The organism is Halosimplex halophilum (assembly GCF_004698125.1).
Lineage (GTDB): Archaea > Halobacteriota > Halobacteria > Halobacteriales > Haloarculaceae > Halosimplex > Halosimplex halophilum.
The window spans coordinates 1,104,539-1,126,670 of record NZ_ML214298.1 but is presented as its reverse complement, the minus strand read 5'-3'; the positions used below and the strand labels follow the sequence as shown (position 1 = coordinate 1,126,670).

The 22,132-nt window shown below is 68.0% G+C and carries 15 protein-coding genes and 2 rRNA genes; 7 read left to right on the top strand and 10 right to left on the bottom strand.

Going from position 1 to position 22,132, the window contains the following annotated elements; genetic code table 11:
• Positions 1 to 132: ribosomal RNA gene (locus E3328_RS16520) — 23S ribosomal RNA — on the bottom strand; the annotation flags it as partial.
• Between the two features lie 347 nt (positions 133 to 479).
• A 16S ribosomal RNA gene (locus E3328_RS16515) occupies positions 480 to 1,951 on the bottom strand.
• Between the two features lie 907 nt (positions 1,952 to 2,858).
• On the opposite strand from E3328_RS16515, the gene E3328_RS16510 reads away from it, so the two are divergent.
• Positions 2,859 to 3,647, top strand: a complete 789-nt coding sequence (locus tag E3328_RS16510) for a M14 family metallopeptidase (protein ID WP_135365706.1) — start codon at positions 2,859 to 2,861, stop codon at positions 3,645 to 3,647.
• 34 nt (positions 3,648 to 3,681) lie between these two features.
• Here the strand turns inward: E3328_RS16510 and E3328_RS16505 are convergent, their stop codons facing one another.
• The 3 genes from E3328_RS16505 to E3328_RS16495 form a co-directional block, all read right to left on the bottom strand.
• Positions 3,682 to 4,296, bottom strand: a complete 615-nt coding sequence (locus E3328_RS16505; protein ID WP_135365705.1) for a cupin domain-containing protein — start codon at positions 4,294 to 4,296, stop codon at positions 3,682 to 3,684.
• Positions 4,293 to 4,742 carry a UPF0179 family protein gene (locus tag E3328_RS16500; protein WP_135365704.1) on the bottom strand — a complete coding sequence of 150 codons (450 nt, stop codon included), beginning with the start codon at positions 4,740 to 4,742 and terminating at the stop codon, positions 4,293 to 4,295. Before E3328_RS16500 ends, E3328_RS16505 begins: the two co-directional genes overlap by 4 nt.
• A gap of 133 nt (positions 4,743 to 4,875) precedes the next feature.
• Positions 4,876 to 5,259, bottom strand: coding sequence for a DUF5820 family protein (locus E3328_RS16495; protein WP_135365703.1), 384 nt, complete (start codon positions 5,257 to 5,259; stop codon positions 4,876 to 4,878).
• A gap of 551 nt (positions 5,260 to 5,810) precedes the next feature.
• Here E3328_RS16495 and E3328_RS16490 point away from each other — a divergent pair.
• The 4 genes from E3328_RS16490 to E3328_RS16475 are packed head-to-tail and all read left to right on the top strand — an operon-like array spanning position 5,811 to position 13,514.
• Positions 5,811 to 7,877 (top strand): PrkA family serine protein kinase, encoded by a 2,067-nt coding sequence (locus E3328_RS16490; protein WP_135365702.1) that lies wholly within the window; start codon positions 5,811 to 5,813, stop codon positions 7,875 to 7,877.
• A 1-nt stretch (position 7,878) separates the two neighbouring features.
• Positions 7,879 to 10,161: a PrkA family serine protein kinase gene (locus E3328_RS16485; protein ID WP_135365701.1), complete on the top strand. Its 2,283-nt coding sequence runs from the start codon at positions 7,879 to 7,881 to the stop codon at positions 10,159 to 10,161.
• Between the two features lie 16 nt (positions 10,162 to 10,177).
• Positions 10,178 to 11,488, top strand: a complete 1,311-nt coding sequence (locus E3328_RS16480; protein WP_135365700.1) for a YeaH/YhbH family protein — start codon at positions 10,178 to 10,180, stop codon at positions 11,486 to 11,488.
• A 37-nt stretch (positions 11,489 to 11,525) separates the two neighbouring features.
• Entirely contained in the window at positions 11,526 to 13,514 is a 1,989-nt protein-coding gene (locus E3328_RS16475) for a SpoVR family protein (RefSeq protein WP_135365752.1), read from the top strand.
• Between the two features lie 33 nt (positions 13,515 to 13,547).
• On the opposite strand, the gene E3328_RS16470 is transcribed toward E3328_RS16475, so the two are convergent.
• The 4 genes from E3328_RS16470 to E3328_RS16445 all read right to left on the bottom strand — a co-directional run bounded on the left by E3328_RS16470 (position 13,548) and on the right by E3328_RS16445 (position 18,060).
• The gene (locus tag E3328_RS16470) at positions 13,548 to 14,699 is read right to left on the bottom strand and encodes a S26 family signal peptidase (protein WP_135365699.1); all 1,152 of its coding nucleotides are present in this window, start codon (positions 14,697 to 14,699) and stop codon (positions 13,548 to 13,550) included.
• Positions 14,700 to 14,790: 91 nt separating this feature from the next.
• Positions 14,791 to 15,777: a hypothetical protein gene (locus tag E3328_RS16465; RefSeq protein ID WP_135365698.1), complete on the bottom strand. Its 987-nt coding sequence runs from the start codon at positions 15,775 to 15,777 to the stop codon at positions 14,791 to 14,793.
• 162 nt (positions 15,778 to 15,939) lie between these two features.
• Positions 15,940 to 17,367: a hypothetical protein gene (locus E3328_RS22140; RefSeq protein ID WP_167837382.1), complete on the bottom strand. Its 1,428-nt coding sequence runs from the start codon at positions 17,365 to 17,367 to the stop codon at positions 15,940 to 15,942.
• A 129-nt stretch (positions 17,368 to 17,496) separates the two neighbouring features.
• Positions 17,497 to 18,060, bottom strand: a complete 564-nt coding sequence (locus tag E3328_RS16445) for a hypothetical protein (RefSeq protein WP_135365695.1) — start codon at positions 18,058 to 18,060, stop codon at positions 17,497 to 17,499.
• 384 nt (positions 18,061 to 18,444) lie between these two features.
• On the opposite strand from E3328_RS16445, the gene E3328_RS16440 reads away from it, so the two are divergent.
• Positions 18,445 to 19,593 (top strand): hypothetical protein, encoded by a 1,149-nt coding sequence (locus tag E3328_RS16440; RefSeq protein ID WP_135365694.1) that lies wholly within the window; start codon positions 18,445 to 18,447, stop codon positions 19,591 to 19,593.
• Between the two features lie 107 nt (positions 19,594 to 19,700).
• Positions 19,701 to 20,897 carry a DUF5305 domain-containing protein gene (locus E3328_RS16435; RefSeq protein WP_135365693.1) on the top strand — a complete coding sequence of 399 codons (1,197 nt, stop codon included), beginning with the start codon at positions 19,701 to 19,703 and terminating at the stop codon, positions 20,895 to 20,897.
• Here E3328_RS16435 and solA read toward each other — a convergent pair whose 3' ends face one another.
• Positions 20,898 to 22,055 carry an N-methyl-L-tryptophan oxidase gene (gene solA / locus E3328_RS16430; protein ID WP_135365692.1) on the bottom strand — a complete coding sequence of 386 codons (1,158 nt, stop codon included), beginning with the start codon at positions 22,053 to 22,055 and terminating at the stop codon, positions 20,898 to 20,900.
• Positions 22,056 to 22,132: the final 77 nt, after the last annotated feature.

Here is a 22,132-nt window from a genome sequence, read left to right as displayed (position 1 = left end):
GGTGGGGATTCCCATTCGGAGATCCTGCGTTCTTCGCTTCCATGCAGCTCCCGCAGGCTTATCGCAGCTTGGCACGTCCTTCGTCGGCACTCGAGCCGAGCCATTCACCAGGTGGCATAGTAGCCACTTGTCGGATACACGTATCCCGATGATACGGATCCAGTTGACGTCTGGATTGCACGTACACACGGTCGTCATCGCTCGCCCCCGTCGGTTGCGGGGACGACATCGAACCCTTCCCAACCGCGCTTTCGCGGGATGGTGCATCAGTTCGACGGGCACAAGGCCCGTGTATGGACCGACTCGGAGTCGAACCGAGCCACCGTAATGGTGGGCTGCCAGTGAGCCTCGGTCTCCCTCGTGAGAGGGAAGTGTGAGCCCTGACAGTTCGGTGCCCGACCGGCGCGGTCGGGTGTCACCGGGTGCCTGCCGACATGGCAGGACTTGTGGGCCGGGGCGACGCCCCGGTCCCGGTCAGTAGGAGGTGATCCAGCCGCAGATTCCTCTACGGCTACCTTGTTACGACTTAATCCCCCTTGCGGAGCCCAGATTCGACTCGGGTATCCGAGCCTCATCCGGACCCCACTCGGGTGATTTGACGGGCGGTGTGTGCAAGGAGCAGGGACGTATTCACCGCGCGCTTCTGACACGCGATTACTACCGAATCCAGCTTCATGAGGGCGAGTTTCAGCCCTCAATCCGAACTACGACCCGGTTTAGGGGATTAACGTCACCTCTCGGTGTAGTCACCCATTGTCCAGGCCATTGTAGCCCGCGTGTTGCCCAGCACATTCGGGGCATGCTGACCTACCGTTGCCCGTTCCTTCCTCCACGTTAGCCGTGGCAGTCTCCGTAATGTACCCAGCCATCACAAGGATGCTGCTGGCAATTACGGACGCGGGTCTCGCTCGTTGCCTGACTTAACAGGATGCCTCACGGTACGAGCTGACGGCGGCCATGCACCTCCTCTCAACGGCGTCGGGTAAGGTCATCAACCTGACCATCATTACCGTTGTCGGTGCTGGTGAGATGTCCGGCGTTGAGTCCAATTAAACCGCAGGCTCCTCCGGTTGTAGTGCTCCCCCGCCAATTCCTTTAAGTTTCATCCTTGCGGACGTACTTCCCAGGCGGCCCGCTTACGTCTTCACTGAGGCGCGGCACAGGCTCGTAGCCTGCGCCGAACCGAGCGGGCATCGTTAACAGCTAGGACTACCCGGGTATCTAATCCGGTTCGAGACCCTAGCTTTCGTCCCTCACTGTCGGATCCGTGCTCTCGAGGTGCTTTCGCCATCGGTGGTCCGTTCAGGATTACGGGATTTCACTCCTACCCCGAACGTACCCCTCGAGTCTTCCGGTCCCAAGCCGAGCAGTTTCCGCCGGAAGCCCAGAGGTTGAGCCACTGGATTTCCCGACGGACTTGCACGGCCAGCTACGGACGCTTTAGGCCCAATAAGATCGGCCATCACTCGTGCTGCCGGTATTACCGCGGCGGCTGGCACCGGTCTTGCCCAGCACTTGTTCCTGCACCACCTTACGGTGCAGAAAAGCGAGGGCTCTATGCCCTCGCACTCGGAGTTCCCCTATCGCACTGTCGTGCAGTGTAAAGGTTTCGCGCCTGCTGCGCCCCGTAGGGCCCGGAATCTTGTCTCAGATTCCGTCTCCAGGCTCTTGCTCTCACAACCTGTACCGATTATCGGCACGGTGGGCCGTTACCCCACCGTCTACCTAATCGGCCGCAGCCACATCCTGCAGCGCCGTAGCGTTTCGGACTCCCGGCACTCCAGCGCGGAAGTCCCATCCGGGCTTAGCCTCAGTTTCCCGAGGTTATCCCAGTCTGCAGGGCAGTTTGGCCACGTGTTACTGAGCTATTTGCCACGGGCCTGAACCCGTGCGACTAGCATGGCTAAGTCGAACTCCGATAGCAATGGCCTCCGGCAGGATCAACCGGAATGTTCCCGGCGAGGCCGGGATCTGGCGGAGACACGCTATCAACGTGTAGCACACGTAGTCAACGTGTGCGTGTATGTCTGGTCCGTCAGTCGGTGACACCGTCGTCGCACCGCGTCGGGTATCACCGAACTGTCAGGGCTCACATCAGATCCCATCTGTACGGCGGACCGCAGGGGTGGAATCCTCATGGGTCGGACAGCCGGCGACCGGGTGTCGCCCGCCGTCCCTCGTGCGGATATCATCGTAGTGGGTTACCCCACTTAATGGTTCCGAAAGACGCGCCCACCTTCGTCCGGAATCACACGACGGCACCGGAGCGGCCGTCGTGGCCGCGCCGGATTTAAGTGTGAAACCGGGCGTCGGGGGCTGTCTCTCGTCCCGCATGTGTCGAGCACGGCGGACCACGGGTGACCCCGCTTCCACCGCGCGTCGAACGTATTCCAACGGATGGGAGTCGACTGTAAAACCCTTACGAAGCGAGGGCCGCCATGTGAGGGAAAAACACGCGTTAGAAGCGCTCTCCGACGGGATCGAATGGACGGATTTATGTAGGAGTTCCGGCCGGATCGGCGCCGCCAGTGACAGGTTCGCGCCGGAGGGGCGGATCCGGTCGGCCCGGCGACAGGAGTTGCCGCCGGGACGCCCCTGGGACGGCCGGGGCGCGCGCAGACGCGGGGAGTCGACTCGACGCGAACCCCCGCGGACCGCGCGTGTCGGACGCGTCGGCTTCGTCGCGCCAGCCTCGTCGGTCGTGCGTCGCCCTCGGCCCGTGTCGCGTGCGCGGGGCGGGCCCGCGTGCGCGGACTGCGATGGGCGCCGCGCCGGACGTATCCCGATTCGAGCCGTCGGTACCGCGCCCGGGACGAAACACACCAATATAAACGGCCGACGCCGTAATATCGGGGCGAATGCGAGTCGAGACGCTTGGCGACGGCCGGCCGGAGATCGCGGTCGTCGGCGGGATCCACGGGGACGAGCCCGCCGGCGTCAGGGCGGTCGAGCGCCTCATGGCGGACCGCCCCGAGGTGGCGCGGCCGGTGAAACTCGTGGTCGCCAACGAGGAGGCTATCGAGCGCGGCGAGCGCTACGTCGAGGCGGACCTGAACCGGTCGTTCCCCGGCCGGGCCGACGGGCGGAGCCACGAGATACGGCTGGCCCACGAGCTCGGCGAGGAGCTCCGCGACTGCGTGACGCTGGCGCTGCACACCACCCAGTCCTACGGCGGGATGTTCGCGCTGGTCGACGAGGTCCGCGAGCTCGCCCGCGAGGTCTGCCCACGGCTGTCGATCGACGCCGTCGTCGAGACCGGCCACGCGGAGGGGCGGATCTTCGAGGTGGCGCCCGACACGATCGAGGTCGAGTGCGGCTACCAGGGCTCCGACCGGGCGACCGAGAACGCCCACCGTGTCGTCCGGGAGTTCCTGGCCGCCACCGGCGCGCTCCCCGACGAGGAGACGCCCCACCAGACGGACCTTCCGGTCTTCCGGCTGGGCGACCCCGTCCCGAAGACCGCCGCCGAGGAGTACGAGGTGTTCGTCGAGAACTTCGAGGAGGTGGTGGCTGGCGAGCGCATCGCGGCCGCCGACGGGGAGGCGGTGGTCGCCGAGGAGAACTTCCATCCCGTCCTGCTGTCGGCGTACGGCTACGAGGACGTGTTCGGCTACACCGCCGAGCGCGTCGGCACGCTGTCCGGCTGAGGCGCGGCCGCCCCCACGCCGAGCGAAGCGGTCCTTACGGTCGGTACTCCGGATACGCGTTCCCGTACCCCAGCAGCCGCCCGACCGGCGCGAGCGCGTCGACGCCGAGCCGCTGGAGCCACACGGGCGCGCCCGCGAGGTAGAGCATGTCGTCGAACTCCGCGAGGAGCACGGCGACCCGGAGGAGGTTCAGCACCATCCCGGAGGGCGTGACCGGCTCGCCGTCGCGGGCCAGCCCGTAGGTGATCCGCATGAACGGTTCCGTCCGCAGCCCCGGGTCGACGCCGCCCCGGAGGTGCAGGTCCGTCGACCCCGCGTTCCAGAACCGGTGTTCGTCGCCCGCGGGGATCTCGACGCGCTCGCCCGGCCCGTGCTCGGTCGTCGTCCCCTCGTGGAAGACCCCCAGCCGGCCGTCGACGACCTCGAAGAACTCGTCCTGTTCGGGGTGGACGTGGCGCATCGGCCCGTGGGACCCGTCGGCGTCGAGCCACATCTCGAAGCGCAGCGGGTCCCGGTCGGGGTCGTCGGGCCGGTCCGTGAACAGCACGGTCTTCCCGGCGGGCGGGCTCCGCACCCAGTCGTCGTCGACGTACGACGTTCCCGTCGGGCGCTCGTGTCCGTCCGGTGCTCGCGAGTCGCGGGCCGTCACTCCTCGTGGGCCTCGAACTCGACGGTGGTCAGCTCCCGGTCCAGCGCGCAGAAGTCGTGGGGCGGGTCGCCGACGACCGTCTCGATGCGCCGCTGTTCGTCGAACGCCACGCCCTCGGGCTCGCACAGCTCGTGGCTCGGGCAGTCGGTGTGCGGACAGGGCCCCTCCAGCGACACCTTGCTCCCGGCGTAGGCGCTGGCGCTCGCGACGTTCGCGCGCACGCTCGCGGGGACGACCTCGACGGCGACGACGCCCGAGTCGTGGACGCCGCAGTCGAGCGTGCTCCCGTTCTCGCGGACGGAGTCGACGCGGTAGCGCCGCCCCTCGGTGAGCGTGAGGCACTGGTCGCGGTACGGGCATCCGTCGCAGGCGCTCGCCTCGCCCCGGTAGACGAACTCCTGTCCGGGCTCGGCCAGGCGGGACCCGACGAGCGTGAGCGTCGACATGCACGAGGGTTGACGGCGACGCGGATTAAGTTCCCCGGCCGCGACCCGTCGCGGGAATCGCGACCGGCCGGGAGAACCGCGACCGGCCGAGCGGCCCCGACGGGCGGGAGCCCGCGCCACGGGAACGGGCGTCTCAGTCCCCGCGGCCGGTCAGCTCGTCGAGCTTTCCGAAGTACCCCTCCCGGGGCACCTGGTAGAGGTCGCGGTAGTCGATCCCGCCGTCGGCGAACCGCTCGGCCAGCTCGACCGCCCCGGCCTCGGCGGCCGCGCGGGTGTCGTACTCCTCGGGCGAGCGGTTCACCTCCGGTTCGAGGTAGAGCGTGACGACCCAGGGGTCGCTCGGCCGGGTCCGGGTGCCGGGATGGCGACTGCGGCGGCCCTTCGTGAGGTAGATGGTGGGCAGACACGGCGCGGGGAACGCCCCGCCGTCGAACACGTCCGGCCGGTAGGCCAGCACGGCCTTCTCGGACTCGTCCGACCAGACCACCCAGTCGTCGGCCAGCCCCTCGAATGCCATATCTCCCGATGAACCCCGCGGCCAAAGAGTCCCGCGGTCGGCGCCGGGCAGGCCCCGACCAGAGCACGCGGGTCGGCCGCCTCGAACGGGCCCGTGGATCGCCCGCTACGACCGCTCTGGTCCGGACGAACCGACAATCGTTTATATACGCCGTCGGTCGCGCGTGGGTATTAGTCACACGAATCGAACGCCATCGTGCTATTTTCGAGCGTCTTTCCCGGGAATTAACGGGCCGAGATATCGGTGCCGCGAAAAGGTTTTTAAGCGAGTAGAACTCATATATTATTAGTATCGGTGGTTGCTCCACGGTACGCTGCCGCAGACGCCGCAGGGTCGCCCGCGCGATTCGCGGCTGGTAGGTGTTCACACGTGACAACGGACTCGCCCCGGCGGTTTCGACGGCACCCGATCGTCGAGCGACGCCGCCCCGAGGGCCGAGCGGGCAGTCCCGGGAGCGATGCGCCGGACCACGAGCGGCCTTCGCCGGTCGCGAACCGTCAGCACGAGCGCGCTGACGCAAGCACAGTTCGACGCGAACTGTCCGTGATAGCATGACACAGGAAACCCTCGAAGAGCTGAGTCGAGAGTACAGAGACACGATCCCCGCGGACCTCCGGGAGCACCGGTCGTTCGACGCGTACCTGGACCAGCTCTACGACGAGCCCACGATCGCCCGCAACGCCCACCAGCGCGTTGCCGACATGTTCGACTACTACGGCACCGAGTACGACGAGGACGCCGGCGTCGTCGAGTACAAACTCGCCTCGGAGGATCCGTTGAACGACGGCGAGAACACCTTCTACGGGCGGATCGTCCACGAGTCGATCCACGAGTTCGTCAACAAGGTGAAATCCGGCGCTCGCGGGCTCGGCCCACAGAAGCGCATCAAGCTCCTGCTCGGCCCGGTCGGCTCCGGCAAGTCCGACTTCGACCGCCAGGTCCGTCGCTACTACGAGGACTACACCCGCTCGGAGGCCGGGCGGATGTACACCTTCCGGTGGACCAACCTCTGCGACGTCATCCCCGACCAGGACCCCGCCGACGACACCGTCCGCTCCCCGATGAACCAGGACCCGCTCGTCCTGCTCCCCCAGGAGCAACGGGACCGGGTCATCGAGGACATCAACGAACAGCTGGACGCCCCCTACACCATCCGTAACGAGCAGGCCCTCGATCCGGCCAGCGAGTTCTACATGGACCGCCTGCTGGCCCACTACGACGACGACCTCCAGCAGGTCCTCGAAAATCACGTCGAGATCATCCGCCTGGTCGCCGACGAGAACATGCGCCAGGCCATCGAGACGTTCGAGCCCAAGGACAAGAAAAACCAGGACGAGACGGAACTCACCGGCGACGTCAACTACTCGAAGATCGCCGTCTACGGCGAGTCGGACCCCCGGGCGTTCGACTACTCGGGGGCGTTCTGTAACGCCAACCGGGGTATCTTCTCCGGCGAAGAGTTACTCAAACTCCAGCGGGAGTTCCTCTACGACTTCCTGCACGCCACGCAGGAACAGACGATCAAGCCGAAGAACAACCCCCGGATCGACATCGACCAGGTGATCGTCGGACGGACGAACATGCCCGAGTACAAGGACAAGAAGGGCGACGAGAAGATGGAGGCGTTCAACGACCGCACCAAGCGGATCGACTTCCCGTACGTCCTCCAGTACGAGGAGGAGGCGCGCATCTACGAGAAGATGCTCGACAACGCCGACCTCCCCGATATCATCGTCGAGCCCCACACCCTGGAGATGGCGGGCCTGTTCGGCGTGCTCACCCGCATCGAGGAGCCCGACACCGGCAACGTCACCCTCGTCCAGAAGGCCAAGGCCTACAACGGGGAGATCGACGAGGCCGAGGACATCGACGTGAAGAAGCTCCGCGACGAGGCCGCGGAGAAGGCCGAGATCGGCGAGGGCATGGAGGGCGTCTCGCCGCGGTTCATCGGCGACGAGATCGCCGAGGCGATCATGGACTCGATGCACCGCTCGCGGGACTTCCTCTCGCCGCTGACGACGTTCAACCACCTCGAAGCAAACATCGAGAACCACGGCTCCATCCCGGAAGATCGGTTCGAGACCTACCACCGCTACCTCGAACTCGTCCGCGAGGAGTACAAGGAACGGGCCATCGAGGACGTGCGCCACGCGCTGGCCTACGACGTCGACGAGATCCAGCGCCAGGGCGAGAAGTACATGGACCACGTGATGGCCTACATCGACGACGACACCGTCGAGGACGAGATCACGGGTCGCGAGCAGGAACCGGACGAGCAGTTCCTCCGGGGCGTCGAGGAGAAACTCGACCTCCCCGAGGACCGCAAGGACGACTTCCGCCAGGAAGTGTCCAACTGGGTCTCGCGTCGCGCGCGCGAAGGGGACACGTTCAACCCGCAGGACAACGACCGGCTGCGGCGCGCCCTCGAACGGAAGCTCTGGGAGGACAAGAAGCACAACATCAACTTCTCGGCGCTGGTGTCGAGCGGCGAGATGGACGACGACGAGCGCAACGAGTGGATCGACGCGCTCATCGAGCAGGGCTACTCCGAGGAGGGCGCGCGGGAGGTGCTAGAGTTCGCCGGTGCGGAGGTCGCAAAGAGCGAGATGGAAGAGTGACATGAGCGGCAACGACTTCATCGGCGAGGCCGACCGCTCGCTCGACCGCACCTACGAGGAGCCCCGCAGCCTCGCCGAGTACGTCGACCTCGTGCTCGAACGGCCGGGGCTGGCCGCCCACGCCTCGAAGTACCTGCTCAGCGCCATCGAGGCCGCCGGGACCCGCACGGTGATCGAGGAGGGCGAACAGAAGGAGCGCTACCGCTTCTTCGACGACCCGAACAACGACGGCGAGCACGCCATCCTCGGCAACACCGAGGTCCTGAACGCCTTCGTCGACGACCTGCGCTCGATCGCCGCCGGCCGCGGCAAAGACGAGAAGATCGTCTGGCTCGACGGCCCCACCGCGACGGGCAAGTCCGAGCTGAAGCGCTGTCTCATCAACGGGCTGCGCGAGTACTCGAAGACCGACGAGGGCCGCCGGTACACCGTCGAGTGGAACGTCGCCGGCGCGAGCGGCGACTCGGCCGGGCTGACCTACGCCGACGAGCCGGTCGCCGACGAGGACGACTGGTACGAGAGCCCCGTCCAGTCCCATCCCCTCTCGGTGTTCCCCGGGGACGTGCGCGAGGACCTGGTCGCCCGGCTCAACGAGGAACTGGACGACCACATCCCGGTCCGCGCCGAGAGCGAACTCGACCCGTTCTGCCGGGAGGCCTACGACTACCTGGAGGAGCATTACCGCCGCCAGGGCGTCGAGGAGCTGTTCTCCGCCATCACCGACCCCCAGCACCTCCGCGTGAAGAACTACGTCGTCGACGTGGGCCAGGGGATCGGCGTCCTCCACTCCGAGGACGAGGGGCCGCCCAAGGAGCGCCTCGTGGGGTCGTGGATGCGCGGGATGCTCCAGGAACTCGACTCCCGCGGCCGGAAGAACCCCCAGGCCTTTTCCTACGACGGCGTGCTCTCGCAGGGCAACGGCCTGCTGACCGTCGTCGAGGACGCCGCCCAGCACGCCGACCTGCTCCAGAAGCTGCTGAACGTCCCCGACGAGCGGTCGGTGAAGCTGGACAAGGGCATCGGGATGGACATCGACACCCAGATGATCATCATCTCGAACCCGGACCTGGAAGCCCAGCTCAACCAGCACGCCGACCGCGAGGGACAGGACCCGCTGAAGGCGCTGAAACGCCGGCTCGACAAACACGAGTTCACCTACCTGACCAACCTCTCGCTGGAGACCGAACTGCTCCGGCGGGAACTGACCGACGAGACCGAGGTGTGGGACGCCGATTCGTGGAGCGAGCTGGAGGAGTGGATCCAGGAGCCGCTGACCGTCCACGTCCGCGACGAGAACGACGAGGTCAACGCGAAGGAACTGGCGCCCCACGCGCTGGAGGCCGCGGCGCTGTACGCCGTCGTCACCAGGCTCGACGTGAGCGACGTGCCCAGCGGCCACGACCTGGTCGACAAGGCCCTGCTCTTCGACCGGGGCTACCTCCAGGAGGGCGACGAGCGGGTCGAGGCCGACGAGTTCGAGTTCACCGACGAGGGCACCGACGGCGACCACGGCATCCCCGTCACGTACACGCGCGACGAGATCGCCGACCTGTTCCACCGCGAGCAGGACCGCCACCACGCCGACCTGCCGGTCGAGCACGTCGTCATGCCACGGGACATCCTCAACGCGATGGCCGAGGACCTCTCGTCGGCGCCCGTCTTCTCGAACGCCGAGGCCGCGGACTTCGAGGAGCGCGTGGTGCCGGTGAAAAACCACGTCTTCGGCGAGCAGGAGGCGGACGTGCTCGACGCGATGATGCGCGACAAGCGCGTCGACGAGGAGACAGTCGAGGAGTACATCGAGCACGTCTACGCCTGGTCGACCGACGAGCGCATCGAGAACGAGCGCGGCGAGTACGTCGACCCCGACCCGCTGAAGATGAAGGTCTTCGAGGTCGAGCACCTCGGCCGCTTCGACGAGGACAACTACGCGGGTAACCGCCCCGACGACGCCGTCGAGGCGTTCCGCGAGGAGAAGATCATCACCGCACTCAACCGCCACGCCTGGCAGCGACGTGACGAACAGTTCGGCGTCGAGGACGTATCGCCCAAGGAGATCCCGGTCATCCAGACGGTCCTGGGCAGCCACTCGTGGGACGACGTGAAGCGAGCCTACGAGGACTTCGACCCCCGGCAGTGGGACGAGCCGCCGAGCGGCACCGAGACGGCCGACCTCAAGGAGCAGACCGTCGAGAACATGCAGGAAATGTTCGGCTACAGCGCCGCCTCGGCGGAGCTGACCAGCCGCCACGTCATGAGCCAGGTGAGTTACAAATGGGACTGAGAACCGGAGGTGAACCATGGGGCTGAGAGAGGACCTCGAACGCTACCGTGAGGTCGGTGAGGAGCGCCGGCAGGATCTGTCGGAGTTCATCCAGTACGGCGACCTCGGCCAGAGCCGGCCCGACTCCGTGCGGGTGCCGATCAAGATCGTCGACCTCCCGGAGTTCGCCTACGACCAGCGCGACAAGGGCGGGGTCGGCCAGGGCGACGCCGAGGAGGGTGACCCCGTCGACGCCGAGCCCCAGCCGGGCGACGACGGCGACGACGACGGCGACCCCGGCGAGGAGGGCGGCGAACACGAGTACTACGAGATGGACCCCGAGGAGTTCGCCCAAGAGCTCGACGAGCAGCTCGGCCTCGACCTCGAACCGAAGGGCAAGAAGGTGATCGAGGAGACCGAGGGCGACTTCACGGACATCACCCGCTCGGGCCCCACGTCGACGCTGGACTTCGAGCGGCTGTTCAAGCAGGGGCTGAAGCGCAAGCTCGCGATGGACTTCGACCGCGACTACGTGCGGGAGGCCCTGAAGATCGACGGCTGGGGCCCCGCCCGCGTCTTCGAGTGGGCCCGCGGCGAGAACATGCCCGTCTCCCGCGCCTGGATCGAGGAGGCCTACGCCGAGATCCCCGGCGACGAGAGGACGACCTGGGGGAGCCTGGCGGAGATGGAGGCCGAGACCGAGCGGGTCGACACCGCCCAGCGCATCCGCCGGGAAGGCATCGAGGAGGTGCCGTTCCGCCGGGAGGACGAGCGCTACCGCTACCCCGAGATCGTCGAGGAGCGGGAGAAGAACGTCGTCGTCGTCAACATCCGCGACGTGTCCGGGTCGATGCGCCAGAAGAAGCGGGAGCTGGTCGAGAGGACCTTCACCCCGCTGGACTGGTACCTCCAGGGCAAGTACGACAACGCCGAGTTCGTCTACATCGCCCACGACGCCGACGCCTGGGAGGTCGAGCGCGACGAGTTCTTCGGCATCCGCAGCGGCGGCGGGACGCGCATCTCCAGCGCCTACGAACTCGCCGCCGAGTTGCTGGAGGAGTACCCCTGGAGCGAGTGGAACCGCTACGTGTTCGCCGCGGGCGACTCCGAGAACTCCTCCAACGACACCGAGGAGCACGTCGTCCCGCTGATGGAGCAGATCCCGGCGAACCTCCACGCGTACGTGGAGACCCAGCCGAGCGGCAACGCGATCAACGCGACCCACGCCGAGGAGGTCGAGCGGAACTTCCGCGACGCCGACGACGTGGCCGTCGCCTACGTTTCCGGGCCGGACGACGTGGTCGACGCCATCTACGACATCCTCAGCACCGAGGAGGACTCACAATGAACTGCCCGACCACGGAGGACCGACCATGAGCCGCCCGATGGACGACCGGATCGAGGCCCAGCGTATCGCCGCCGACCTCGAGGAGCCGGTCGACGAGGCGAGCAACCTCGCCCGCAAGCTCGGGCTCGACCCCTACGAGGTGAACTACTGGATCGTCGACTACGACGAGATGAACGAGCTCATCGCCTACGGCGGGTTCCAGCAGCGCTATCCCCACTGGCGGTGGGGCATGAAGTACGACCGCCAGCAGAAACAGGGGCAGTTCCTCGGCGGCAAGGCCTTCGAGATCGTCAACAACGACGACCCCTCCCACGCCTTTCTCCAGGAGTCGAACACCCTTGCCGACCAGAAGGCCGTGATCACCCACGTCGAGGCCCACGCGGACTTCTTCGCGAACAACGAGTGGTTCGGGATGTTCGCCGACGACCCCAACGCGGCGGCGATGCTGGCCCGCCACGCCGACGCCATCGAGGAGTTCATGACCGACCCCGAGATCGACCGCGGGGCGGTCGAGAAGTGGATCGACCACGTGCTCACGCTCGAGGACAACATCGACCAGCACGTCCCCTACGAGCCCATCGACACCCGGATCGACCTCATCGACGAGCACGACACCGCGGACGCGGCCGAACAGCTGGAGGAGCTGGACCTCTCCGACGAGGTCAAGGGGCAGGTCTTCAGCGAGGAGTGGCTGGAGGCCCAGGCCGACGACGAGGACGGCGCCTCCTTCCCCGCCGAACCGGAGAAGGACGTGCTCGGGTTCCTCCGCAAGCACGGGATGCAGTACGACGGCGACGCCGCGAAGGCCACCGAGATGGCCGACTGGCAGAAGGAGGTCCTGGAGATGCTCCGCCGGGAGGCCTACTACTTCGCCCCCCAGAAGATGACGAAGGTGATGAACGAGGGCTGGGCCGCCTACTGGGAGTCGGCGATGATGACCGGGGAGAACTTCGCGGGCGACGACGAGTTCGTCCTCTACGCCGACCACATGGCGAAGGTGCTGGGCTCGTCGGGACTCAATCCCTACAAGCTCGGCCTGGAGATCTGGAACTACGTCGAGAACACGACCAACCGCCGCGAGGTCGTCGAACACCTGCTCCGGGTCGACGGCATCACCTGGCGCAACTTCCACGACACCGTCGACTTCGAGCGGGTCCTGAACCTGATCGAACCCGACCCCGAAGTGGCCTCGGTAGTCGGACACCTCGACGACCTGGACCCCGACGACCCCCGCGTCGACGCCGAGGCGCTAGAAGCGGCTCGCTCGGGGGAGGTCGACGCCGAGACCTACCCGTGGAAGGTGCTGACCTACGAGGGGCTGGCCGAGCGCCACTACTCGCTGACCAAGCCCCAGAACCGCGGGTTCGTCTCGGGAGTGAGCCAGGAGGAACTGGAGCGCGTCTCGCGGTATATGTTCGACGATTCGCGGTACGGCTCCGTCGAGGAGGCGCTCGCGAACGTCGACTACGCCCGCGGCTGGGACCGCATGCGGGAGATCCGCGAGAGCCACAACGACGTGACCTTCCTCGACGAGTTCCTCACCCAGGAGTTCGTCGACGAGAACGACTACTTCACCTACGAGTACACCCAGTCGACCGGCGACTACCGGGTCACCTCGACGGACTACACCGACGTGAAGAAGAAGCTGATGTTGCAGTTCACCAACTTCGGCAAGCCGACCGTCGTCGTCGAGGACGGCAACTACAACAACCGCAACGAACTCCTGTTGGCCCACCAGTACAACGGCGTCATGCTGGACATCGGCCAGGCCAAAGACGTGCTGAAGCGCGTGTTCGAGCTGTGGGGCCGACCCGTCAACCTCAAGACCATCGTCAAGGAGTTCGACGAGCACGACGTGGAGGTCGCGAAGCGCCGCGACCGCGAGCCCGAACCCGAGGAGGTGGGGCGGCTGATCCGCTACGACGGCGACGAAGTCACCGTCGAGGAACTCCCGTGGGACGCCGTCGAGCACCTCGCGGCCGACGACATCGACTACGACACCAAGCCCGAGGAGTGGCTGGCCTGACCGGTCAGGAGCCTCCCGGCACACGCCTGTCTCTCACCCGAACCGGCGCCGCAGGCGGACCCACAGCGAGACCCGGCCGGCGCCGCCGGTGCGGACGCGGCCGAAGCCGACCGTCTTCGAGACGAGCAGGAGGAGCGCGCCCGCGAGGACGGCGTTGATGGTCGTCCACGCGAGCAGCGGGCCGCCGTCGTGCAGCGCCTCGATGACCGCGGGCGGGAGGACGAGCAGGTAGCGGTACTCGCGGACCGTCCCGGTGCGCGTCTCGCCGGGCGGCGGCGCCTCGACGCCGATCGACAGCTCGCGGGTGTCGCCGGGGCCGAGCGCGCGGCGGTACTGCGGGATCGAGACCGCCGGATCGGTCGACTCGAAGACGACGACGACCGGGACGAACCCGCGGTTGCGGACCGTGTACTCCCAGGCGGCCCGCTCGCCGGGGTCGACGCCCTCGGCGGCCGCGACCGTGTCGCCGTCGACGGTCATCTCGTGGACGCCGCTCGGGACGACCATCGCCGCGTTGGCCGGCAACAGGACGACCACGAGCAACAGGAGCGTCGCGCGTCGGGCGTCGAGGGCGCCGCCGCGCGACCGGTCGCGCCCTCGATCGCGGGTGGGGCCCTCGACCCGGCCGAGCACCGCGGAGAGGCCGAACAGCGCGATGCCGACGCCGAACAGCACCAGCCCGACGCCCTGGGGACCGAGCAGCGCGTCGACGCCGAGCGTCGTCGCGATCGCGTTCTGGAGGCCGATCATCGCGCCCTGCACGCCCATGATCGCCGTGCCGAGGTACGGGATCACGACGACCTCGCCCCCGACCTGCAGCGCGTGGGCGACGATCCGGTCCTCCGTGACCGGGGGCTCGCCGCCGTCCTGGTCGGTGAACGGGTTCGCGTCGCCGCGGGTGACGTACCCGCGGTCGGTCTCGTCGACGACGCGGTGGGTCGTGAGCCCGCCGCCCTGGAGTTCCTGTGCGCGGAAGACGACGATGTCCCCCTCGCCGGGCGGACCGGCGAGGACGGCGGGCACGGCCACGAAGCCGTCGCCGGCGTCGAGGGTCGGCTCCATGCTCCCCGTCTCGACGAAGCTCAGGAGGACGGGCTGGCCGACGACCGCCCCGGCGACCAGCGAGACGAGCGCGACGACGAGTGCCACCTCGACGGCGCGCGCGGCGTAGGCCCGGAGCGTCACGCTCACGGATCGGGAACGACCGGACATAAGCGTCTCGACCGCTCGTCACGCCGATCGCCCCCCGCGGTTCACCGGTTCGGGCGGCGCCCCCTCATCGGGGAAACCGGTCGGCGTCGGATCGATCGACGCCGGACCGCGGGGCGTCGGTCCGGTCGACGTCGAGCCGGTCTCCGTCGGGCCAGTCTACGTCGGGCCGGTCGGCGCCGAACCGGTCGAACACCTGGACGCTGACGTAGGTGACGATGAACCCGAGCGCGTAGCCGAGCAGGTGGGTGTAGAGGTTGACGGTCCCGGGACCGGCCGTCGGGCGCGGCGGGAAGGCGACGAACTGGACGCCGGCGAACAGGGCCAGCGAGAGGACGGCCAGTTCGAACGAGCCGCGGCGGGCGGTCGCGAACCGCAGCCGGCGGCGCAGCGAGTCGGTCTCGTCGGCGGCCGACAGCGCGAACAGCAGCGCCGACAGCAGCGTCGCGAGGACGAGCCCGGCGGTCCCGAGCGCGACCGTCGCGCGGTCGACGGTGACCGACTGGACGCTCAGCGGCGCCGCGACCGCGAACCCGAGGAAGAACAGCGCCGGGGCGACCGACGCGGCCGGGCCGACACGGAGGTTGACCGCCAGGTGTTCGGCGACCGCGTAGGCGAGGTAGCCGACGAACGCCAGCAGGACGCCCGAGAAGCCCAGTCCGCTCGCCGTCCGGACCGCCGCGAGGTTGAGATACGACAGCACCGGCGGGAAGGCGACGAGGACGGTCGCGAACACGAGGAAGAAGCGCCGCCGGTGTCCGCTGGCGACGCTCAGCAGGTACGCCGTCGGCACCACCAGCAGGTACCCGCCGACGTTGGTCAGCAGGTGCGCCGGGCCGACGTGGACGTACGCGGAGGCGAACGCGGCGACGATCGACGGGTCGGTGTACTCGAACGCGAGCGAGCGCCTGACCGGCTCCGGGAGCGCGAAGGCCGCCACCAGCACGACCGGGACGGCAAGCAGCGCCAGCAGATCCAGCGCTCGCGTCCGCTCGACGAACCCCGCCGGGAATCGCAGGGCGGCCGACCGGCGCGCCGACGCTGAGTCAGTCACTGATACTACATTCGACCGACGGGCCTAAAGCTACACGCCGAAGATATCATATTCGATATTTGGAGTGGAGAGGACAGAGCGACGTGGGCACGAGAACGCGGTCGGAGTGGTCCTTTCGGCGATTTCTGATAGAGGCCGGAAAATCGTGTTCGATACTCGGATTCAGGCGACCGGCGTCCGGCGGAACCGGACGGTGACCTCGCCGTCGGGGTCGAAGTCCGCGGGGAGTGCGAGGGTCAGGTCGGCGCTCTCGCCGCTGTCGAGGACCAGTCCGTCGCCGGTCAGGTCGACGCCCTCGGCGGAGAGGCCGACGCCGGGGAGCGACTCGGCGTCGGCGACGATGACCCGCGCGGCGTCCGAGCCGGTGTTGGTCACGGTCACCGCCTGCTCGAAGGTCACGGGGCCGTCGCCCGCGGCCTCGGCCCAGGGGTCGCTCTCGGCGAACCGGAAGGCGAACCCGTCCTCGCGGGTGTCGTACCACCCGTCGGCGAGCGACTGCGGGCGCACGTCCAGCCCCTCGCCGGCGTCGGCGACGAGGACCAGCGCCGACGACGAGCCGAGCAGTCCCCAGGCGAACAGGCCGAGCGCGAGCGCGGCCAGCGCGGCGACGACGCCGCCCAGCTGGACCGGCGACAGCCCGCCGATCTCCGTGTCGCCGTCCGGCGTCGACACCGTCACGCCGGGGTCGGCCGTCGTTCCGGGCGCTTCCTGCCGGGGCGCGGTCGTCACCGGCGGCGCCGTGGCGGTCGGCGACCCCTCGTCGGGCTCGGTCGTCGGCGTCGACGCCGTCGGGGTCGGCGACTCGTCGTCCGGCGGGGCCGTCGTGGCCGGTGCGGTCGTCGGCGGCGGACTCGTGGTCGGCGGCGCGGTCGTGGGCGGTGCGGTGGTCGGTGGCACCGTCGTCTCGGGCGGCGCAGTCGTCCCATCGGGCGTCGAGCCGCCGTCGTCGGTCGGCGTCGAACCGTCGTCTGTCGAGGTCGAACCGCCGTCGGTCGAAGTCGGACCGTCCGTCGTCGGTGCCGCCGTGGTCGTCGGTTGCTCCGTGGTCGGAGTCGCGGTCGTCGTCGGCGGCGCGGTCGGGACCGGCGTCGGTTCGGGCGTCGGCGCCGGAGTCGACTGTCCGGGACCGGCCGCGACGGTCGTCGGGCTCGCGGTGGCCGTCGGTCTGATCTCCGCGTGGACGGTGATCTGAGTGAGGACGACCGATTCGCTCCCGGCGTCGATCCGCAGTCCGACGGGAACCGTCTCGTTCTCGCCCAGGACGACCCGGTCGCCGGAACCCCCGATCGGGGTGCCCGTGTCCGAGCGGTAGAAGGTCACGTCCGACCCCGCGTCGTGTTCGATCCAGACCCGGCTCCGGTGGTTCGTCGACGAGATCGTGAACACGTCGTCGACCGTCGTCGTCGCCTGGGGGTTGAGGTCCGTCAGTTCGATACGGAGCTGGCCCTGATCGTTTATTTCGGCGTAGGCGTCGCCGTTCGTGGTGTTCGCCGGGTCGAGGAAGACGCCGTCGACGGCCTCGTCGCTACCGGTGAACGCTGCCGTACTGAAAGTCGCAGATAATACTACGAAAAACACTCCAGCGACCACCAGTGACCTTTTCACATCTGTAACCAGATTACTCGCCGGGGTTGACGAGCATTCTGCAGCGTTCGACTTCGTTCCCGGATCTACGTCGACCGGGGTGTCTCAGTCCCCCGATCACGTAACCGAGTGTTACTACGTACTGGCGACGATGGTTACCGAACCGTCCGAACCCACGGTGTCCCCACTGTAGTTGTCTGCCTCGGTACCCGTGTAGACGGTCGCGGTCGCATACTTCGAGTTCCCATCGCCGATGGCCGACCCAGGAGCGGTCAACTCGACTACCGCGTTCGTTTCGTTCGACGCCGAGGAAGTGCCAACCGCTACTGTATCGGTTTCGGTGTCGCTGCTATCCAGGAAATCGACGGTCACACCAGGGGCGGTTCCGTCTCCAGCCGCTTCGGCGTTGTTCGTCAGCTGGATCACGTTGCCCAGTTCCGTAACCGCGTCGTCATTCAATCCATCTGCGACCGACGCACCGGCGCCGATGTCGAGCGTAACAGCGTTCTCGCTGCTTGCGGAACTGTCCGAAGTGTAGGGACCTGCCGGAGCGATCCCGAGCAACGCGGCGCTGTCGTCCGCGAGCGTGACGTCGACAGTCCGATCCGCCTCAACACTCGTGAATGCCCCGCTCCCCAGCGCGGCGCCGCTACCCACAGCCAGTGACCCGATACCGATCAGTGCTTGCCGTCGATTCATTTTCATTTTTCACACACCCACCTGAAAGGCGGTTACTACGTACCATATTGTTCTCAAATAAATAGCTTGTGTCTCAAATGGGCTTCTTCAGAGCGAGAGAACGCCCGAAAGGCTCTATACCCCCGGTAATCGGGCATTCTGAGATCGACCGGCAACGAAAAACATTTAACTAACAATCACTCTACTGACGGGTAACTACCGGGCGGTGTCGGCCGTGGGTCCGACGCCGTAGCGCGGTCGGTGGGCGGTCGACAGGGTGACAGCATGGGTGAGAAGTTGACGCGGCGGGCGGCGCTGGCCTGTCTCGGGAGCGGCGCGGTCGCGATGGGGCTGGGGTCGTCGGCGTTCGAGTCCGTCGAGGCCGGCCGGGGCGTCACCGTCGACGTGGCCGGTGACGGGCAGACGGCGTTTCTGGAGGTCGAGAACCTCGGGAACACGGTCGACAAGAAGAACCAGGCGACCGACATCCTCCGGCTGCGGAACAACTTCGACGAGGCGCTGTCGCTGGACGTGAGTGTCGACCCCGGTTCGGGACTCAAAGAGGAAAACGGGTTCGCGACCACGGTGAGTGCCAACGGTGGCGCGACCACGTACTCGGTGTCCTGCGACGGCAACAGCGGCGGGGGCTCGACGGAGGTGACCGTAACCGTCACGTCCGCCGACGGTCAGTCGGTCGCAGTTCAGGATGCCGCATATACGTTCGCTATCCAGCGGAATTGTCCCGGGAACGGTAGCGGCGGTGGGGGTGGCTCAGGCTCCGGATTCGATTCCATCTACGCGGAAGACGTATCTCCGTACGTGCAGCCGGGAGAGGAACGACAGACGTTCAGCTTCGTCCTCGCGGGGAATCGGAAACCGAACGAACAGGTCTCGATCAACCTGAGTGACCCGCGAGGCAACGGCGTCGACTACGACCAGACGCTCTGGAACGAGGACATCCGGATCGAATCCGGGTCGGGGTCGGTCTGGGCCAACGGTGACAGCATCGTGTACCAGGTCTCGTCACAGGACAAGAAGGGGGACACGATCGAACTCTCGGTCGGGAGTTACGCCACCGACGGCAACGGCGGTCCGTACGACGTGACGTTCACCAGGGAGGACACGGGCGAGACAGGGACGACACAGTTCGAGATAACGGGTGATGAGGGAGACGGGGCCCCGTTTACGCAGGCAAGCGCGAGTGATATCTCCGGGTCCAACCGGCAGACGTTCAGTTTCACGCCGGGTTCGAAGATAGAGTCATACGAAAACGTGGAGATCGACCTCAGCGATCCGCGAGACGACGGGGTGAACTACGACGAGACGCTGTGGGAACCCGACATCCGGGTAGAACAGGGCGCCGCCGGTTCGGACGAGATCTGGGCTTCCGGGTCGGCGATCGTCTATCAGGTACAGCCGGAAGACTACGCGGGCGAGCAGATCGTCGTCTCGGCGGGGAGCTACGAGATCCTCGAAACCGGGAAGACGTACACGGTCACGTTCACTCGTACGGATACCGGCGACCAGATCGAGGACACGTTCACGACCGGATGAGCCAGTTTAGCCGACCCAGGCGGACCCCGTTGAGAATCGACCGGGACGCTCCAAGACGCTGCATCGGAGGGCACCGGTTTTACATTGGAGGTCAGTGATCGAGAGGTATGCGCCCGAGTGATCGCCCGTCGGGACTCGAACGGCTGAGATACGCCGTGGCCGCCAGACGCGGTATCGTCCTCGGGGCGCTCCTCCTGACTGCGGCGCTCGGCGGCTTCGTCGCCGCCCAGACGTTCACCGGGCCGGACACCGCGACCGAACAGCGGACGGTCGGCACCTGGACCACCGAGGGGGAACTGCGCCACGGCGCCGTCGTCCAGCGGGACACCCGCGCCTTCGACGCCGGCGCGGTCCTGCACAACCGCTCGGTCTACTTCTCGTCGGTGACGCCGGCGCTCAACGGCTCGTACGTCTTCCGCCACAGCGGCGACGCCGAGCCGGCGACCGTGCAGACGGACCTGCGACTCGTCGTCCGGGCCGTCACCGTCGGCGAGGACAAGAGCGTCCTCTGGCGGGTGAGCGAGCGGGTCGCCTCCGAACGGACCGCGTCGCTGTCGCCCGGGGACGAGTTCGCCGTCCCCTACGAGTTCAACGTCACCGCCCAGTCCGAGCTGGCCGAGCGAGTGCGCCGGGAGCTCGGCTCCTCGCGCGGGGAGCTCCAGGTCCGGCTGGTCGCCGACACGACGGTCTCGGCGACCGTGGCCGGGGAGCGGTTCGACCGCGAGCGGACGGCCACGCTCGAAGTGACGCCGCGAGGGGACTCCTACGCCGTCAGTGCGACGAGCGCCGGCCAGCGGCGCGAACCCGTCACCGAACGGGTCGCCGTCCCCGTCGAACCGGACCCGGTGGCCCGCTACGGCGGGCTGCTCGCGGCGCTGCTCGGACTCGTCGGCGTCGGCCTCGTCGCGTACCTCGACCGGGCCGGGCGGCTCGACGTGGACCCGGAGACGCGGGCGGCGATGGAGCTGGCCCGTGACCGCGACTCCTTCGCGGAGTGGATCTCGACGGGTCGGGTCCCGCCCGCCGGCGACGACCGCGTCGTCACCGTCGACTCGCTGGCGGGCCTGGTCGACGTGGCCATCGACTCCGATCGGCGGGTCGTCGAGGACACCGACTCGGGGACGTTCGTCGTCCTCGACGGCGGGACCCGCTACGAGTTCCGCCCGGACGACTGCGACGGGGACGTGCTCGGCCCCGTCGACGGTCACGGCGAGGGGTCGGAGACAGCGCCGTCCGGTGGCGACCGACCGGCCGACGACCCTCTGACGGGAGACGGCGAAGAACCGCCAGCGACCGACGAGTGATCAGTCGAAGCGGTCGAGCGCGTACTCCGAGATGTCGAAGTCGGTCCCGCCGTCAAGCGCCAGGTCCGCCAGGACCTCGCCGAGCGCGGGCGCGAACTTGTACCCGCGACCGGACAGCCCGGCGGCGACCGCGACGCGCCCGTTCGCGAGCGTGTCGAGGACGAACCGCCCGTCCGGCGAGTTCGTCACGAGGCCGGTCGAGAGCCGCAGCGTCGGCCCGGCGGCGCCGGGGACGTGCGCCTCGGCGAACGCCCGCAGCGGTCGCTCGTCGGCCTGTGTCGGCTCGGAGAGCGCGTCCGGCGCGGTCGGACGGAAGTCCGCCCGACCGAACTTCATCCCCGGGAGCGAGCGGCCGGGGAGACCGTAGTAGTTCTCCCCGTCGACGGTTGCGACGAACGGGGGGAGCGGGTCACTGGCAGCCCCCTCCGATCGCCCGGCCGCGAGCGAGGCCGACCGGCCGCCGCTCGGCGCGAACCACGCGGTCGCGTGACGGCAGGGTTCGAGGAGACCGTCGAGGGCGTCGACCGCCCGGGCCGCCCAGGCGCCCGCCGTGACGACCAGCCGGTCCGCGCGGTAGGTGTCGCGGTCGGTGTCGACGCGGACGCCGCCGTCGACGGTCGTCCAGTCGACGACTCGCTCGCGGGCCCGGACTGTGGCGCCCGCGTCGAGCGCCGCGGCGACGTGCGCGACGACGCCGCGTTCCGAGGCGACGACGGCGCCGTCGGGCTGGTAGAGCGCCTCGGCGTCGTCCGGGAAGTCGTAGCCGGGGAACCGCTCGGCCAGCTCGGCGCCGGACAGCGACTCGTGGGCGAGGCCGTGGCGCTCGCAGGCGCGGCGGGCGCTCGCGACGGGGTCGTCGCCGCCGACGGCGACTGCCAGCGACCCCGTCCCCGTCAGCAGGTCGCGGCCCGTCTCCGCTTCGAGGTCGCGCCAGGCCTCGTGGGCCCGGTCGGCCAGCGCCATCGTCGCCGGGTCGCCGTCGAGCAACCGCTGTAACAGTCGCGTCCGCCCGTGGGAGGAGCCCCGGCCGTGGGGCACGTCGAAGCGTTCGAGGCCCAGGACCGCGGCGCCGCGGCGGGCGAGGTGGTACGTCGCCGCGCTCCCGACGCCCCCGACTCCGAGAACGATCGCGTCGTATCGCCCGCCGCTTGGTGCCATGTCGACCCCTGCGGAGTCACCCGCCAAAGCCATTACGTCATCCGACCGCCGCACTCGGTCGCGTGACAGGTTCGACC

Excerpts from the sequence above, each read along its gene's own strand:
- E3328_RS16510 (WP_135365706.1), top strand. The coding sequence starts at position 2,859 with ATGCGAGTCGAGACGCTTGGCGACGGCCGGCCGGAGATCGCGGTCGTC.
- solA (WP_135365692.1), bottom strand. The coding sequence starts at position 22,055 with ATGGCACCAAGCGGCGGGCGATACGACGCGATCGTTCTCGGAGTCGGG.
- E3328_RS16485 (WP_135365701.1), top strand. The coding sequence starts at position 7,879 with ATGAGCGGCAACGACTTCATCGGCGAGGCCGACCGCTCGCTCGACCGC.
- E3328_RS16495 (WP_135365703.1), bottom strand. The coding sequence starts at position 5,259 with ATGGCATTCGAGGGGCTGGCCGACGACTGGGTGGTCTGGTCGGACGAG.
- E3328_RS16475 (WP_135365752.1), top strand. The coding sequence starts at position 11,526 with ATGGACGACCGGATCGAGGCCCAGCGTATCGCCGCCGACCTCGAGGAG.
- E3328_RS16435 (WP_135365693.1), top strand. The coding sequence starts at position 19,701 with ATGCGCCCGAGTGATCGCCCGTCGGGACTCGAACGGCTGAGATACGCC.
- E3328_RS16480 (WP_135365700.1), top strand. The coding sequence starts at position 10,178 with ATGGGGCTGAGAGAGGACCTCGAACGCTACCGTGAGGTCGGTGAGGAG.
- E3328_RS16445 (WP_135365695.1), bottom strand. The coding sequence starts at position 18,060 with ATGAATCGACGGCAAGCACTGATCGGTATCGGGTCACTGGCTGTGGGT.
- E3328_RS16500 (WP_135365704.1), bottom strand. The coding sequence starts at position 4,742 with ATGTCGACGCTCACGCTCGTCGGGTCCCGCCTGGCCGAGCCCGGACAG.
- E3328_RS16490 (WP_135365702.1), top strand. The coding sequence starts at position 5,811 with ATGACACAGGAAACCCTCGAAGAGCTGAGTCGAGAGTACAGAGACACG.